This window comes from Micromonospora sp. SD12 (assembly GCF_052068495.1).
Taxonomy (GTDB): Bacteria; Actinomycetota; Actinomycetes; order Mycobacteriales; family Micromonosporaceae; genus Micromonospora; species Micromonospora echinofusca.
The window spans coordinates 295,884-310,365 of record NZ_JBQHDF010000006.1; the positions used below are offsets into that span (position 1 = coordinate 295,884).

15 protein-coding genes are annotated in these 14,482 nt (G+C 72.5%); 7 read left to right on the forward strand and 8 right to left on the reverse strand.

Annotated elements, in window-relative coordinates:
• Positions 1-97: 97 nt before the first annotated feature.
• Entirely contained in the window at positions 98-715 is a 618-nt protein-coding gene (wrbA, locus tag ACTMS2_RS15515) for an NAD(P)H:quinone oxidoreductase (RefSeq protein WP_441175990.1), read from the reverse strand.
• A 118-nt stretch (positions 716-833) separates the two neighbouring features.
• Between wrbA and ACTMS2_RS15520 the strand changes: the two genes are divergently transcribed.
• On the forward strand, positions 834-1,322 hold the full coding sequence (locus tag ACTMS2_RS15520; protein WP_441175991.1) for an N-acetyltransferase family protein: 489 nt from the start codon (positions 834-836) through the stop codon (positions 1,320-1,322).
• A gap of 209 nt (positions 1,323-1,531) precedes the next feature.
• Here the strand turns inward: ACTMS2_RS15520 and ACTMS2_RS15525 are convergent, their stop codons facing one another.
• A complete protein-coding gene (locus ACTMS2_RS15525) occupies positions 1,532-1,927 on the reverse strand; it encodes a DUF4190 domain-containing protein (protein ID WP_441175992.1) in 396 nt (131 codons plus the stop codon).
• A gap of 139 nt (positions 1,928-2,066) precedes the next feature.
• On the opposite strand from ACTMS2_RS15525, the gene ACTMS2_RS15530 reads away from it, so the two are divergent.
• Positions 2,067-3,176 carry a winged helix DNA-binding domain-containing protein gene (locus tag ACTMS2_RS15530; RefSeq protein WP_441175993.1) on the forward strand — a complete coding sequence of 370 codons (1,110 nt, stop codon included), beginning with the start codon at positions 2,067-2,069 and terminating at the stop codon, positions 3,174-3,176.
• 170 nt (positions 3,177-3,346) lie between these two features.
• Positions 3,347-4,081: a YsnF/AvaK domain-containing protein gene (locus tag ACTMS2_RS15535; protein ID WP_441175994.1), complete on the forward strand. Its 735-nt coding sequence runs from the start codon at positions 3,347-3,349 to the stop codon at positions 4,079-4,081.
• A gap of 95 nt (positions 4,082-4,176) precedes the next feature.
• Here the strand turns inward: ACTMS2_RS15535 and ACTMS2_RS15540 are convergent, their stop codons facing one another.
• Genes ACTMS2_RS15540 through ACTMS2_RS15555 form a run of 4 tightly spaced genes read right to left on the reverse strand, consistent with a single transcriptional unit; the run spans position 4,177 to position 8,561 of the window.
• Complete coding sequence (locus ACTMS2_RS15540) at positions 4,177-5,382, reverse strand: ABC transporter ATP-binding protein (RefSeq protein WP_441175996.1); 1,206 nt, start codon at positions 5,380-5,382, stop codon at positions 4,177-4,179.
• Between the two features lie 9 nt (positions 5,383-5,391).
• Positions 5,392-6,225 (reverse strand): carbohydrate ABC transporter permease, encoded by an 834-nt coding sequence (locus tag ACTMS2_RS15545; RefSeq protein WP_088999481.1) that lies wholly within the window; start codon positions 6,223-6,225, stop codon positions 5,392-5,394.
• Between the two features lies 1 nt (position 6,226).
• Positions 6,227-7,225, reverse strand: coding sequence for a carbohydrate ABC transporter permease (locus ACTMS2_RS15550; protein ID WP_441175997.1), 999 nt, complete (start codon positions 7,223-7,225; stop codon positions 6,227-6,229).
• Positions 7,226-7,271: 46 nt separating this feature from the next.
• On the reverse strand, positions 7,272-8,561 hold the full coding sequence (locus ACTMS2_RS15555; protein ID WP_441175998.1) for an ABC transporter substrate-binding protein: 1,290 nt from the start codon (positions 8,559-8,561) through the stop codon (positions 7,272-7,274).
• A 231-nt stretch (positions 8,562-8,792) separates the two neighbouring features.
• Here ACTMS2_RS15555 and ACTMS2_RS15560 point away from each other — a divergent pair, with 231 nt between their 5' ends.
• Complete coding sequence (locus ACTMS2_RS15560; RefSeq protein ID WP_441175999.1) at positions 8,793-9,371, forward strand: mycothiol-dependent nitroreductase Rv2466c family protein; 579 nt, start codon at positions 8,793-8,795, stop codon at positions 9,369-9,371.
• Between the two features lie 100 nt (positions 9,372-9,471).
• On the opposite strand, the gene ACTMS2_RS15565 is transcribed toward ACTMS2_RS15560, so the two are convergent.
• The gene (locus ACTMS2_RS15565; protein WP_441176000.1) at positions 9,472-9,912 is read right to left on the reverse strand and encodes a hypothetical protein; all 441 of its coding nucleotides are present in this window, start codon (positions 9,910-9,912) and stop codon (positions 9,472-9,474) included.
• A gap of 276 nt (positions 9,913-10,188) precedes the next feature.
• Between ACTMS2_RS15565 and ACTMS2_RS15570 the strand changes: the two genes are divergently transcribed.
• From ACTMS2_RS15570 to ACTMS2_RS15580, 3 genes are all read left to right on the forward strand, one after another.
• Entirely contained in the window at positions 10,189-10,620 is a 432-nt protein-coding gene (locus ACTMS2_RS15570) for a hypothetical protein (RefSeq protein WP_101411474.1), read from the forward strand.
• A 47-nt stretch (positions 10,621-10,667) separates the two neighbouring features.
• Positions 10,668-10,943 (forward strand): hypothetical protein, encoded by a 276-nt coding sequence (locus tag ACTMS2_RS15575; RefSeq protein ID WP_441176001.1) that lies wholly within the window; start codon positions 10,668-10,670, stop codon positions 10,941-10,943.
• Positions 10,944-11,039: 96 nt separating this feature from the next.
• Positions 11,040-11,420: a YccF domain-containing protein gene (locus ACTMS2_RS15580; RefSeq protein WP_441176002.1), complete on the forward strand. Its 381-nt coding sequence runs from the start codon at positions 11,040-11,042 to the stop codon at positions 11,418-11,420.
• Positions 11,421-11,537: 117 nt separating this feature from the next.
• Here ACTMS2_RS15580 and ACTMS2_RS15585 read toward each other — a convergent pair whose 3' ends face one another.
• Entirely contained in the window at positions 11,538-14,447 is a 2,910-nt protein-coding gene (locus tag ACTMS2_RS15585; protein WP_441176003.1) for a BTAD domain-containing putative transcriptional regulator, read from the reverse strand.
• Positions 14,448-14,482: the final 35 nt, after the last annotated feature.

Here is a 14,482-nt window from a genome sequence, read left to right on the forward strand (position 1 = left end):
GGGCGGGCCGAGAGCCCCCGCCCGGACCGCCGGTCGCGTGGCCCGTCGGCGGCGCGCGGCCGACCCGGACGCCGGTGCCCGCCGCACCGGTGGCGGCTCAGCCGGCCAGGCCCGCCTTCAGCGCCTTACCGATCTGCACGGCCCGCCGGGCGGTCAACGCGCAGGCGCCGAGCGCGATGTCGTCCGGCGCCGTCTCGCCGTTGTTGCTGGTGTGCGAGGCGCCGTAGGGGTTGCCGGCGACGAACTGGCTCGGGTCGGTGTAGCCGGGGGTCACCACGACCCCGCCCCAGTGGTAGAAGACGTTGAACATCGACAGCAGGGTGGCCTCCTGCCCGCCGTGGGAGGTGGCCGTCGAGCAGAACGCGGAGTAGACCTTGTTCGCCAAAGCGCCCTGCGACCACAGCGGCCCGGTGGTGTCCATGAACTGCTTGAGCTGGGCGGCCATCACGCCGTACCGGGTCGGGGTCCCGAAGATCACCACGTCGGCCCAGGACAGGTCGTCGAGCTGTGCCTCGGGGACGTCCTGGGTCTCCATGTGGTGCGCGTGCCAGCCCGAGTTGGAGCGGATCGCCTCGTCCGGCGCCAGCTCACGCACCTTGCGCAGCCGCACCTCGGCACCCGCCTCACCGGCGGCTTCGCACGCCGCCTGGGCCATCTGGTACGTGATGCCGGTGGCGCTGTAGTAGATCACCGCGACCTTGGTCTGGGCAGCCATCGGATGTTTCCCTCCTCATGTCGGGTCAGCTCCGGCGACTACCCGATGTTTGCGTCGTCAAACGGTCGTCCCGGAGGTCGCCCCCTCGGGCCCGCCCGTCGGCAGGGATGCTGGGGGCATGCAGATCAGACCCGCCACACCCGACGACTGGCCGCTGATCTGGCCCTTCCTGCGCACCATCGTGGCGGCCGGCGAGACGTACACCTGGCCCCGCGACGTCGACGAGGAGCGGGCCCGGGCGATGTGGCTGGTGCCGCCGCCGGGGCGCACGGTCGTCGCGGTCGACCGGGACGGCACGGTGCTCGGCTCGGCGAAGCTGGTGCCCAACCAGCTCGGACCGGGCGACCACGTGGCCAACGCCAGCTTCATGGTCGATCCCGCCGCCGGTGGACGCGGGGTGGGCCGCGCCCTCGGTGAGCACGTGCTGGGGCTCGCCCGCGCCGAGGGCTACCGGGCCATGCAGTTCAACGCCGTCGTGGCGACCAACACCCGCGCGGTGGCGCTCTGGCGGTCACTGGGCTTCGAGGTGGTCGGTCGGGTGCCGGAGGCGTTCCGGCACCCGACCGAGGACTACGTCGACCTGCTCGTCATGCACCGCCGGCTCTGATCGGCCGCCGCCGACAGCTCAAGATGTCCGCAAGTTTCGATGCGTTGCGGTGCCGATCCGGCCGTCGGGCGGCGATGCTGGTCGCACCGGTGCCGGCGGACCGGCAGCCGCCCGGCACCGGCCAACCTGAACGGGGGATCGCGCTTGGCCGGCAGCGTCGCCGGCGAAGCGCGATCAGCGCGGGGCGGGCCTGCGTAAGTGGCCACGGCTCAGTTGTCGAGGCGGTCGCGCAGGTCGTCGACCTCCCGTTGGATCCGGTCCACGCCGCCCTCGTTGTTGAGGAAGGTGGTGATCCCGGCGGCGAAGGCCAGCCCGATCAGCACCGCCAGGGCGCTGAGCACCAGGCCGCCGATCGCCACACCCCGGCCGGTCACCCCGGGCCTGCCGGCCATCTTCAGCCCGACGATGCCCAGGATCACCCCGATGATGCCCAGGATCAGGCCGAACCAGGACAGGATCACCGTCAGCACGCTGATCAGCGCGGCCACCCCGAAGACCAGTGCGAAGGCGGCGGCGGCGCTGGTCTTGGCCGATGTGCCGGCCCCGCCCTCGCCGTGGCCTAGCGGTACGGCGCGGCGCCGGGACGGCTCGCTGGACGCAGTCATGTCGCTCCCTCCACGCGCACCGTTGCGCGTATCTCGGCCGGGCGCTTTCCCACTGCGGCCGCCCTTATGCACGCCCTGTGCCGTCGACAGGTCGGTGGGCGGTCCTAGGCTGACGCCGACCTGTTGCGAAGGGAGCCCGATGACGGTGGACCTCGGCGGGCGCGAGGCACTCGCGCTGCGGATGACCAGCCTGCTGCTCCGCCCGCACCCCACGGCGGCGGCGGGCGGGGTCGCCGACGTGGTGGAGTGGTTCGGGGCCATGCAGGCGCAGGACCTCGCCAGCGGCATGTGGTCGCTCGGGGTGCGTCTGCCCGCGCTCGGCCACGCCGACGTGCACGCCGCCCTGGAACGCCGGGAGGCGCTGCGCACCTGGCCGATGCGGGGCACCGTGCACCTCGTCCCGCCCCGCGACGCCCGCTGGATGCTGGAGCTGACCGGCGTACGCTCGCTGGCCGGTGCCGCCACCCGCCGCGCGCGGCTCGGGCTCACCGAGGCCGACGCGCACCGCGCGCTCGACGTGCTCGGCGCCGCGCTGGCCGGCCGCGGCCGGCTCACCCGCGCACGGTGCCTGGCCGCGCTGAACGCGGCCGGCATCGACACCGGCGACCAGCGCGGCTACCACCTGCTGTGGTACGCCAGCGTCCGCGGCGTCACCTGCCTCGCGCCCAACGCGGGCACCGAGCAGACCTTCGCCCTGCTCGACGAGTGGGCGCCCGACGCACGCCGGCCGGAGCGGGACGAGGCCCTGGCGATGCTCGCCCACCGCTACGTCCGCGGGCACGGGCCGGTCACCGCCCGGGAGTTCGCGGGCTGGACGGGGCTCACCCTCACCGACGCGCGCCGGGGCTTCGCGGCGGCCGGCGACGCATTGGCGGTGGTACGGGTCGACGGGGAGGAGACGCACGTCGACGCGGCCCTGCTCGACGCGCCCCGCACGCCGCTCGACGACCTGCTGGTGCTGCCCGGCTTCGACGAATACCTGCTGGGCTTCAAGGACCGCGCACTGATGCTGGACCCCGCCCACGCCGACGCGATCGTGCCGGGCCGCAACGGCGTGTTCCGGGCCACGATCGTCCGCGATGGGCGGGTCGTGGGCACCTGGCAACGCACGGTCGGCAAGAACCGGGTGACGGTCACCGTGTCGCCGCTGGTGCCCCTCGACGAGCCGAGCCGGGGCCGCGTGGAGGGTGCCCTGAGCCGTTACGCCGGCTTCCTGGGCCTGCCGCTGCGCGTCGACTGGCCCGGCTGAGCGGCGCAAGTCCCGCCGGTCCCACCCGCCCCACCCGTCCCACTGGTGACCTCGGCGTTCGCTCCCGGCGGCGCCGGCCCGTGGCGCTGCTCCTATCCGACCGGCCGATGACGAATCCGGGCCGGCCGCTCGGGTATCCGGCCCCTGACACGAGAGGGAGGTAGACGACCATGAAGCTCAACGCACAGCAGGCCAACTCGCTGTACGGGCAGGACGTCAAGGACCGCTCGGGGTCGAAGATCGGAAGTGTGGGTCAGATCTGGACCGACGCCTCCGGTGAGCCGACCTGGGTCAGTGTGAAGACCGGTCTGATGGGCCACAAGGAGTCGATGGCTCCGCTGGACAAGGCCCGGATCACCGACAGCGGGCTGGCGGTCGACTACGACAAGGCCACCGTGAAGAACGCTCCGGCGGTGGACGCCGGCACCGAACAGCCGCTGGACACGGCGGAGATCGAGCAGCTCTACGCGCACTACCGCCTGGCGCCGCAGGCACCGCCGACCGCCGGTCGGGGTCGCACGCCGTCGGCCGACGGGGACCTGATCCGTTCCGAGGAGCGGATGCGGGTCGGCACGGAGAGCCAGCCCGCCGGTACGGCACGGCTGCGCAAGTACGTGGTGACCGAGGACGTGCACACCACCGTGCCGGTCGAGCACGACGAGGTGTACGTGGAGCGGGAGCCCATCGCCGCCCGTGACGCGCGTGGCGTACGGGCCGACATCGGCGAGGCCGAGCAGGAGATGACCCTGCGGGCCGAGCGACCCGTCGTCGGTAAGGAGACGGTGCCCGTCGAGCGGGTCCACCTGGCCAAGGAGGAGGTCGTCGAGGAGCAGCCGGTCGACGACCAGATCCGCCGGGAGCGGGTGGACGCGGACATCCCGGAGCCCAGCCGGCGACGCCGCTGACCGCTGGCACGGCAACGGGCGGGTGGGTCGGTGCGACCCACCCGCCCGTCGCGTCGTACGTCGGGTCGGCGGCCGGTGCCGCGCGGTGGCGTGCGTCAGTCGCCGAGCGCGCCGGCCGCCCGGCCCTCGTGCAGGGTCAGGTTGCGCCCGTTGGACGGGTCGAACAGGTGGATCTTCTCCAGGTTGCACCAGACCCGCCGGTTCTGCCCCTCCTCGACCGGGGACTCCGCCGACAGCCGGGTCACCAGGTTGGCGCCGCCGCCGCTGAAGTCGGCGCCCGCGTCGGCCGCCAGCTCCTCCAGTTCGGCGGCGCTGGCCCGTTCCCCCTCGACGCTGAAGTAGACGTACTTGTCGGAGCCCATGGACTCGACGATGTCCACCGGCGCCTCGAACTCCATGCCCCGGCGGCGGGTGTCGTCGTCGACCAGCGCGGCGTCCTCGAAGTGCTCCGGCCGGATGCCGAGGATCAGCTCGCGCGGGGCGTCGGCCCCCTCCAGCTCGCGCCGGATCCGCTCGCCGATCGGCACGTCGCCCAGCGCCGTACGCAGCTTGCCGTCCTCGACGGCGGCGTGCAGGAAGTTCATCGACGGCGAGCCGATGAAGCCGGCGACGAAGAGGTTGCGCGGGTGGTCGTACAGCTCCTGCGGCGGGCCGACCTGCTGCACCGCGCCGCCCCGCATGATCACCACGCGGTCGCCGAGCGTCATCGCCTCGGTCTGGTCGTGGGTGACGTAGACGGTGGTGGTGCCCAGCTTCTTCTGCAGGCGCGACACGACGGTACGCATCTGCACCCGCAGCTTCGCGTCCAGGTTGGACAGCGGCTCGTCCATCAGGAACGCCTTGGGCTGCCGGACGATCGCGCGGCCCATCGCGACCCGCTGGCGCTGGCCGCCGGAGAGGTTGGCCGGCTTGCGGTCCAGCAGCGCGGTCAGCTCCAGGACCTTCGCCGCCTCCTCCACCTTCCGGGTGACCGTCTCCTTGTCCATCTTGGCCAGCCGCAGCGGGAACGCCATGTTCTCCCGGACGGTCATGTTCGGGTAGAGGGCGTAGGACTGGAACACCATCGCGATGTCCCGGTCCCGGGGGGCCTTGTCGTTGACCCGCGCGCCGCCGATGCGCAGCTCGCCGGAGCTGATGTCCTCCAGGCCCGCGATCATGTTCAGGGTGGTGGACTTCCCGCAGCCGGACGGGCCGACCAGGATGACGAACTCGCCGTCGGCGATCTCCAGGTCGACGTCGGCCACCGCGACGGTTCCGTCCGGGAACTTCTTGCTCACCTTGTCGAGCACGATGTCAGCCATGAGTACCACCTATCCCTTGACTGCGCCGGAGGTCAGGCCGGAGACGATGCGGCGCTGGAAGAAGAGGACGAACAGGATGATCGGAACGGTGATCACCACGGCGGCTGCGCAGATCGCCCCGGTGGGGTCCTCGAACTGCGACTCACCGGTGAAGAACGACAGCGCCACCGGCACCGTGCGGGCCCGCTCGGTGGACGTCAGCGTGATGGCGAAGAGGAAGTCGTTCCAGCAGAAGATGAAGACCAGGATCGCCGTGGTGAACAGCCCCGGCGCGGCCAGCGGGGCGATGACCCGCCGGAACGCCTGGGCCTGCGTCGCGCCGTCCATCTTCGCCGCCTTCTCCAGGTCCCACGGGATCTGCTTGAAGAACGCCGACAGCGTGTAGATCGCCAGCGGCAGCGCGAAGGTGATGTACGGCAGGATCAGGCCCGGCCAGGTGTCGAAGAGGCCGAGCTGCCGCTCGATCTCGAACAGCGGCGACACCAGCGACACCTGCGGGAACATCGCGATCAGCAGGGACACCCCGACCAGCAGCCGCTTGCCGGGGAAGTCCAGCCGGGAGATCGCGTACGCCGCCATGGCGCCGAGCACCACGGCGATCACGGTCGCGATCAGCGCGATGCCGATCGAGTTGACCAGGGCGCGGACGAACTGGTCGGTGGAGAAGATCGACCGGTAGTTGTCCAGCGTCCACTCCTGCGGGATGAACTTCCCGTCGGTCAGGGTCGCCGGGGTCTTGAACGACAACGACATGATCCAGAGCACCGGCACCAGCGCGAAGACGACCACGATGGCGTCCAGCAGGCCCCAGCGCAGCTTGGCCCGGGTGGTGGTGTCAGCCATCTCAACGCCTCTCCCCGTCGTCGCTGCCGGGGGCAGCGGTACCGAACAGCTTCACGAAGACGAAGGCGATGATCGCCACGGTGAGGAAGATCAGCACCGACATCGTCGACCCGATGCCGAGGTTCAGGCCCCGGATCAGGTTGTTGTAGGCGAGCATCGACACCGACGAGGTCTCGTTGCCGCCCGCGGTCAGCACGAAGATGTTGTCGAACACCCGGAACGCGTCCAGGGTGCGGAACAGCAACGCGACCAGGATCGCCGGCTTCATCACCGGCAGCATCACCTTCGTGAACCGCTGCCAGGAAGTGGCGCCGTCGGTGGAGGCCGCCTTGAGCAGATCCTCCGGTACCAGGGCCAGGCCGGCCATGAGCAGCAGCGCCATGAACGGCGTGGTCTTCCAGATCTCGGCGAGCATGATGATCGCCAGCGAGCTGGCCCGCTCGGTCAGCGGCGCGCCGTCGCTGAACAAGTTGGCCAGGTAACCCGTGCCCGGCGTCCACGCGTACCGCCAGGAGAAGGCCGCGACGACCGTGACGATGCCGTACGGGATCAACGCGGAGGTGCGCACCAGGCCCCGGCCGACCAGCGTGCGGTGCATGATCAGCGCCAGGCCCATGCCGAGCACCAGCTCGACGGCGACGGTGACCACCGTGATCAGCGCGGTGACCCCGAACGCCGTCCACCAGAACTCGTTGGTCAGCACGGTGACGTAGTTCTCCAGCCCGATGAACTCGCGCTCGGCGGGGAAGCGCAGGTCGTAGCGCTGCAACGACAGCCAGACCGAGTAGATGATCGGGTACGCCGTCACCAGCACCATGACCAGCGCGGCGGGCGCGCAGAGCAGCCAGCCCAGCCGGCGCTCGGCCTTCTTGTTCTCGCTCAGCGGGGCCTTGCGGCCCCGACCGGCACGCTGGGCCGGCACCTTGGCGTCCCGGCCGGGCCGGGCGGCCGTCTCGTCGGCGGCCACGTCGGCGCCCGCCGGGGTGGCGTTGACGCTCATGCCGCCACCTCCCGGCCGTCGGCGTCGAGGCGGCGGGTGCGCTCGCTCACGGCAGGACCCCCTTCGATTCGAGGGCGTCGGCGATGGCGTCACGCAGCTCGTCGGCGGTCTGCTGGGGCCGGATCGCCGACGGCGGCGACAGGATCGCCGACATGACGGTGGAGATGCTCTGGTACGCCGGGGTGAGCGGTCGGACCGCCGGCTCCTTGAGCTCTTCGAGGATGGTGTCCTTCATCGGGTACGCCTCGGCCATCTCCGGGTCGTCGTAGACCTTCTCGATGGTCGGCGGCACGCCGTCGTTGACGGCGGAGAACTTCTGGTTCTTCTCGTTGCGGATGCAGCGGGCCGCCTCGAAGGACTCCTCGGGGTGCTTCGAGTAGGCGCTGACCGCCATGTTGATCCCGCCGATGGTGACCTTGCTCGGGGTGTTCTCGTCGACGCCCGGGACGCGCGCCCAGCCGACCTGCTTCGCCAGCTCCGGGTTGGCCTCCTGCATCGCCGGATACACGAACGGCCAGTTGACCTGGAACGCGCCGTCGCCGGACTGGAACTCCAGCCGGACGGGGTCCTCGGTGGCGTTGCTGAACGACGGCGACGTCACGCCCGACGTGGCGAAGCGCTGGAGCTGTTCCAGCGCCCGTACGGTGCCCTCGTCCATGACGGCCTGCTTGCCGTCCTCGCTGAGGATCTTGCCCCCGGCGCTCTCGGCGAGGGTGTTGTAGAGGACGACGAGGCCCTCGTACTGGGCGCCCATGGTGAGCACCTGGTACGGCTTGCCCTGCTGCTTCAGCTCCTGGGCGGTGGAGATCATCTGATCCCACGTCTTGGGCGGCTGCGGCACGAGGTCCTTGCGGTACCAGAGCAGTTGGACGTTGGTGTTCTTGGGCGCGCCGTAGAGCTTGTCCTCGTAGCGCGCCGTCTCCAGCGGGCCGGCGAGGGTGCCCTGCTCGACCTCGGCCCGGTCCTTTCCGGTCCACTCCCTGATCCAGTCGGCGCTGGCGAACTCCTGGGTCCAGGTCACGTCGAGGCCGAGGACGTCCATGCCGCTGTCCTGCGCGGCCAGCCGGCGGACCATCTGCACCCGCTGGTCGTCGGCCTGCCGGGGCAGCACCCGGTAGACGATCTTGTAGCGCCCCTGGGCCTGCGCGTTGCAGTCGTCCACGACCTTCTGCAGGTTCTGCTCCGGCGGGTAGTACAGGTTGATCGTGGGCGTGCCGCCGTCCCCGCCGGATCCGCAGGCGGCCGCCATCGGCGCCACCAGCGTCAACGCCGCCCCGGCGGCCACCGCGCGCACGCGTCGCCGCCGGCGCCGTCGGGCCTTGTCAGGGTCGCTCATCGCCCCTCCCCTCGTGTCGGCCAAAGGCCGGGGTGAGGCTCCGTGCCCCGGCGCACGGCGAGCGTTCGGGCCTTCTGAGCAGCGCTTGCGCCCGCCCGGACGTTACGTGGCCCAACACTGCCCGACCTGCGGAGGTGCGAAACCTGGCGTCGACGCGACGGCGCCGACATCGCCGGACGTGGCGCGGATCACCGCCGTGCGGCCCGCCCCGGCCGCCCGTAGGCTCGGCCGATGGACGCCACCTTCTTCCTGGACCCCGCCTGCCCCTGGACCTGGCGCACCTCCCGCTGGCTGGTCGCCGTAGCCGACGCCCGGGGCCTGCACATCGAGTGGCGGGCGTTCAGCCTGGCCATCCTCAACGCCGGGCAGGTGCCGCCGGAGCGCGCCGACGCGATCGCCGCCTCCAGCCGCGCGCTGCGGTTGGTCGAGGCGCTGCGCGCCGAGGGCCGCCACGACGACGTCGCGCGCTTCTACGCCGAGACCGGCGCCCGCAGCCACGACGCGGGCAACCCGCTGTCGGCGACGATCGTGGACGCGGCCGTCGAGGCGGCGGGCCTGGGTGCCGCGGCGCCGGCTCTCGACGACGACCGCTGGGACGAGGCGGTTCGCGAGTCGCACGCCCTGGCGTACGCCTCGGCCGGCCCGGACATCGGCGCGCCGGTGCTCATGGTGCCGGGCGCCGAGCGGGGCATCCACGGCCCGATCCTCACCGAGGTCCCCGGCACCGACGACGCCCTGACGATCTGGGACTCGCTGCTGCCCCTGATCCGGATGCCCGCCTTCCACGAGGTCAAGCGCGCCCGTCACTGACCTGCGGCGTCGCCTTCCCGGGCCCTGCGGCCGTCGGCTGCCCGGGCCTCCCCCGGCGAGGCGCCTCGCCCGCTCGGCGCGGCGTGCCTGGGCGGCCCTGTCAGGGCCCGACCCGGCGCCGGCTGGTCATCGCGCGCACCAGCAGCACCACCCAGCCGATCGCGGCAAGCACGCCGGCCACCGCGAGCCCGGTGAAGAGCAACCAGGTGTCGCCGCCCCAGGCGGCGAAGACACCCCTGCGGGCGCCGGTGTCGCGGACCGCCACGGTGGCACCCGGGGTCAGCCTGTCCGGCCCGTCGTAGACGATGACGTCGTGACGCGGCGTCCCGCCCCCGTCCGGAACGAAGTCGCCGTGCCAGACGCAGTTGCGGCCGCACTTCTCGTGCAGTGCGGTGAAGGTGCCCGCCGTGCCGCCACCGGACTTCGCCCGCCAGGCCGGGGCGACGTCGGGTACGGCGAGGGCCAGCCCGAGGAGGGCGAGGAGGGGAAGCCCCAGCCAGAGCAGGAACCTCATCACCCAGCCGCCCGCCCCAACCGCCACGGCCACACCGTAACAAGCTCGGTCATCGCCTTCCACGAGGTCAAGCGCTCCCCCACTCCCCCGCCGCCACGCGGGCGTCCCACGGGTTGAGCCGGGAACTGTCCAGCGTCGGGTGGGTCCGCTAGCGTTTTCCTGGCTCCGCAGCCAGCGCGTTCGCCGTCGACGTCGACACGCCTCCGACCGCCCGGCCCGCCCCCGATCGGTGGGTTCTCGCGCGAACCTGCCTCCACCGCCGGGCCGGTTGGGCAGGATCGTCCCCAACGAGGAGGTGCCGTCGTGCAGGACACCCGCGCTCTCGCCCTGACGTTCGAGGTGAGCGGCCTGCCGCCGGTGAAGACCGAGGCGCTGTCCATCTTCGCGGCCGGGCACCGGCAGGCGACGAGGGTCCGCGCCCTGCTCCAGGCGGCCTGTGCGGCGGCCCAGCGCACCGGCTGGACTCCGCTGTCCGGGCCGATCGAGGTGGACCTCGTGCTGCGCTGCCCGCCGGGGCACCGCACCTCCGACGCCAGCACCCTGCTGGGCGGGGTGTGCGCGGTGCTCCAGGACAAGAAGCGGGTCGCCAGCATCGGCCTGGCGCACCTCGGCGTCCTGGTGGACGTCGCACTCTACGACGACGACCGGCAGATCCGGCGACTGTCGTACGCGGAGCAGCCGGCGGAGGACTTCTCGTACCAGGTTCGGGTCGCCGCCGTACCGAACGTGGTTTGACCGACGGCCGCGGTGGGGTACCGCGGACGCCGACGAAGGGAGCGCCGATGTCGGAGCCACATGTCACGCTGGACCCCCGTGGGCTCGATCCCGTGCAGCAGAAGCTGCGGGGCCCGCTGGAGAACCAGCTGACCTCGGCGTTGCAGGCCGCCACGGAACGGGTCAGCGCCAGCTACGCCGGCGAGCCGGTGGAGCAGGTCTGCCAGCGGCTGCTCGACGAGACGCGCTCCGGGCTGCACCCCGACATCGCCGCCGGATTCAACCCGGACATGGACGAGTTCTGCCGGGTGGCGGTGGCGATCGTGCGCGGCGAGACCTCCTGAGAGAGCGTTCCCGACGGGCCGGGGCCGTCGCCGGCAAGCCGCAGCCCGGAGGTTCCGGTCGACAGCGGGTGGCACGGATCGGTCATGCTCGGAAACATGATCCGGTTTGTGCTCAACGTGCTGTGGCTCGTCTTCGGCGGCGGCATCGTCCTCGCCGCCGGCTACGGCATCGCCGCGCTGATCTGCTTCGTCCTGGTGGTCACGATTCCGTTCGGCGTCGCGTCGCTCCGGCTCGCGGTCTACTCCCTGTGGCCGTTCGGGCGCACCGTCGTGCCCAAGCCCGGCGCCGGAATCGCCTCCGGGCTGGCCAACGCCCTCTGGGTGGTGCTCGCCGGCTGGTGGCTGGCCCTGTCCCACGTCCTGGCCGGCGTCGCGCTGTGCCTCACGGTCATCGGCATTCCGTTCGGGATCGCCAACTTCAAACTCGTCCCCGCCGCGATCTGGCCCCTCGGACGCGAGGTCGTCGACGCCCCGTGACAGGCCCGGCCGTCCGTGCCGGCGCCGCTGGTGACGCCCCGTCGGATCCCGGCCGGAGCGGAACGTCCCGCCCTGCCAACCTCCGCGATGCGCGACCGTAGCCGCCCGCGACGATGATCAGCCGGCACCCGCCGGCCGGCGTCCGCCGTGCACCTCCGAGCGCGCGGTCCGCGCCCGCAGCTCGGCACGGACCTCGTCGGCCTCGGCGCTGCCCACCTCGGTGAACAGGGCCAGCGCCAGCCGGAGCTGTTGGACCCCGCCAGCGGGGTCACCGCGCCGGAACAGCATCCGGCCGAGCCGGCGCAGCGCCACCGCCTCGCCGTGGCGGAAGTCGGCCCGCCGCATCGCCTCCACGGCCAGTTCCGCGTACCGGACGGCCGGACCGATCTGTCCGTCGCCGAGGCACGCCTCGGCCAGGGTGCCCATCAGGCTGCCCCGGTTGCGCTCGTTGACCGGTACGCCGGCGACCGCCAGGCCACGCCGCAGGTAGTGCAGCGCCGAGCGGTAGCGACCGAGCAGGCACTGCACCTCGCCGAGGTTGCCCAGCGCGTTGGCCTCGATCTCCGGGGCGGCGCTGCGGCGGGCGAGGCGTGCCGCCGCCCGGCAGTGGCGGATCGACTCCTCGTAGCGGCCGGCCAGGCGGTACGCCATGCCGATGTTGCCCTTGGTGGCGGCGCAGGAGCGCAGGTCGCCGAGCCGCTGACGCAGCCGCAGGCTGCGCGTGAAGCACTCGGCCGACTCCTCGTACTCGCCGGCCATGCCGTGCAGGACGCCGAGTTGGTTGAGCGCGCGGGCCTGGCCCTCGTCGTCGCCCACGGCACGGCTGATCTCCAGGCCGCGGCGCAGCAGGCGCGTCGCCTCCTCGGTGCGGTGCAGGTGGAAGTAGGCCACCGCCAAGTCGTGCAGCAGACCCGCCTGCGCCACCCGGTCGTCCAGCCGCTCCGCCGCGGCGATCCCCGCCTGGTCCACGGTGATCCAGTCACCCACGTGACCGCGCATCTCGAAGAACAGGAAGAGGCTGTCGGCCAGATCGACGCCGGCACGCGCGGTGGCCGCCGAGCCAACGGACTGGACGACGGCCGCCACCAGGTTCGGTCGTTCGGCGATCAGCCACTCCAGCGCCGCGTCGGCGTCCACGAAGTGTGCCGGGCCGCTGATCGGCGCGGCCCGGGTGCCCGGACGCAGCAACGCCACCGCGTGGCGGGTCCGCTCCAGGTAGTACGTGAGCATCCGGCTCAGGGCGGCCGTCCGCTGCGCTCCCGTCTCGTCTTCGGCCCGCTCACGGGCGAAGAGCCGGATCAGGTCGTGCAGGGCGTACCGGTTCGCCACGGGCTCGTCGAGCAGTCGCGCGTCGACCAGCTCGTCGAGCGCGTCCAGCGCCGACGACACGTCGACGTCGAGCAGCGCCGCGGCCACCGCGCAGGTGACGTCCGGGCCGTCGACGGTGCCGATGAGCCCGAACAGCCGGGGCGCCAGCGGATGTGTCAGGTGCTGGTAGCTGACCAGGAAGCTGCTGCGCACCGCGACGTCGCCCAGGCGCAGCTCGTGCAGCACGCGATGCTCGTCGCGCAGGCGGTCGTCGAGCGTCGCCAGGGTCCAGTTCGCTCTGGCCGCCAGGCGTGCGCCGGCGATCCGGATCGCCAGGGGCAGTCCGCCCAGCCGGCGGACCAACCGGGCGGCGGTGTCGGCCTCGGCGTCGATCCGGGTGGCGCCGACGAGCCGGCGGAGCAGTTCGACGGCGTCGGCGTCGTCGAGCACGTCGAGTTCCAGGTGGGTGGCGCCGTCGACGTCGCTGAGGCTACGACGGGACGTCACCAGGACCGCGCACCCGGCGCCGGCCGGGATCAGGGGCCGCACCTGCCCGGCGTCGTACGCGTTGTCGAGCACCAGCAGCAGGCGCCGGTCGGCCAGCAGCGACCGCAGCGTGGCCGACGCCTCGGCCACGTCGACGGGGATCGCCGTCTCGGCGACACCGAGCGCCCGCAGGAGGCGGCCCAGCGCGTCCAGGGGCGACACCGGGAACACGCCGGCCGTGGCACCGCGCAGGTCCACGTAGAGCTGCCCGTCAGGGAAGGAGTCGGCCACCTGGTGGGCCGCCCGCACCGCCAGCGCCGACTTGCCGACCCCCGCCGGGCCGCTCACCACGCACAGCGGCATGCCGGATCCGGGCCCGGTGCTCAGCGCGTCCCGCAGTGCCGCGAGGGCCCGCTCCCGCCCGACGAGCGTCGGCACGGCGTGCGGCAGCTGCCGGGTCGCCGTAGCCGCCGGTGCGGGCGCGCGGGTGTCGGTCGGCGCCGGCTTCGCCGCCAGTTCGCCGAGCCGGTGCAGCAGCGGGCCCGGTTCCAGTTCGAGCTCGTCGGCCAGGGCCCGACGACAACGCCGGTAGGCGTCGACGGCCTCACCGCGGCGCCCGAGGTGGTGCAGCGTCATCACCTGCTGCTCGGCGAAGCGCTCGTGCAACGGGTACCGCGCGACGAGCTCGTCGAGCACCGCCAGCATCTCGTGGTGCCGGCCCAGGTCCAGCCCGACGTCGACGTACTCCTCGTACGCCGTCAGCCGCTGCCGGTGCAGCCATGCGACGTTGACTCCGAAGCTGCCCAGGCATGCCACGTCGGCCAGTGGGTCGCCCCGCCACAGGTCGAGCGCGCACCGGTAGAGCGTGGCGGCCTTCTCGCTCAGGCCGGACCCCGCCGCCGCGCGGGCGGACTCCAGGAGGGCGTCGAACCGGGACACGTCCAGTTCGGCCGGGTCGACCGTCATCCGGTAGCCGGGCGGGTCCGACGCCAGCCGGTCACCCACGAGCTGCCGCAGGCGCCACACGTGGAGCTGGACGTTCTTGCGCGCGGTGCGGGGCGGCTCGTCACCCCAGAGCAGGTCGACGATGTCGTCGACCGCGGTAGCCCGGTTGGCGTGCAGCAGCAGCGCGGCGAGCACCGCCCGCTGCCGGGGCGGACCGGCGGGGACCGGCTGATCGTCCGCGCAGATCTGCACCGGACCGAGCAGCCCGAAGGTCAGCCGACCACCCATACCCCCGAAGCATAGCGGTCCATCTATACCAGAAA

What these genes read in the sequence shown, in the direction of transcription:
- ACTMS2_RS15560 (WP_441175999.1), top strand. Translation starts at nt 8,793, where the DNA reads ATGGACGCCACCTTCTTCCTGGACCCCGCCTGCCCCTGGACCTGGCGC.
- ACTMS2_RS15540 (WP_441175996.1), bottom strand. Translation starts at nt 5,382, where the DNA reads ATGGCTGACATCGTGCTCGACAAGGTGAGCAAGAAGTTCCCGGACGGA.
- ACTMS2_RS15545 (WP_088999481.1), bottom strand. Translation starts at nt 6,225, where the DNA reads ATGGCTGACACCACCACCCGGGCCAAGCTGCGCTGGGGCCTGCTGGAC.
- ACTMS2_RS15530 (WP_441175993.1), top strand. Translation starts at nt 2,067, where the DNA reads ATGACGGTGGACCTCGGCGGGCGCGAGGCACTCGCGCTGCGGATGACC.
- ACTMS2_RS15550 (WP_441175997.1), bottom strand. Translation starts at nt 7,225, where the DNA reads ATGAGCGTCAACGCCACCCCGGCGGGCGCCGACGTGGCCGCCGACGAG.
- ACTMS2_RS15555 (WP_441175998.1), bottom strand. Translation starts at nt 8,561, where the DNA reads ATGAGCGACCCTGACAAGGCCCGACGGCGCCGGCGGCGACGCGTGCGC.
- ACTMS2_RS15575 (WP_441176001.1), top strand. Translation starts at nt 10,668, where the DNA reads ATGTCGGAGCCACATGTCACGCTGGACCCCCGTGGGCTCGATCCCGTG.
- ACTMS2_RS15525 (WP_441175992.1), bottom strand. Translation starts at nt 1,927, where the DNA reads ATGACTGCGTCCAGCGAGCCGTCCCGGCGCCGCGCCGTACCGCTAGGC.
- ACTMS2_RS15580 (WP_441176002.1), top strand. Translation starts at nt 11,040, where the DNA reads ATGATCCGGTTTGTGCTCAACGTGCTGTGGCTCGTCTTCGGCGGCGGC.
- ACTMS2_RS15535 (WP_441175994.1), top strand. Translation starts at nt 3,347, where the DNA reads ATGAAGCTCAACGCACAGCAGGCCAACTCGCTGTACGGGCAGGACGTC.
- wrbA (WP_441175990.1), bottom strand. Translation starts at nt 715, where the DNA reads ATGGCTGCCCAGACCAAGGTCGCGGTGATCTACTACAGCGCCACCGGC.
- ACTMS2_RS15585 (WP_441176003.1), bottom strand. Translation starts at nt 14,447, where the DNA reads ATGGGTGGTCGGCTGACCTTCGGGCTGCTCGGTCCGGTGCAGATCTGC.
- ACTMS2_RS15520 (WP_441175991.1), top strand. Translation starts at nt 834, where the DNA reads ATGCAGATCAGACCCGCCACACCCGACGACTGGCCGCTGATCTGGCCC.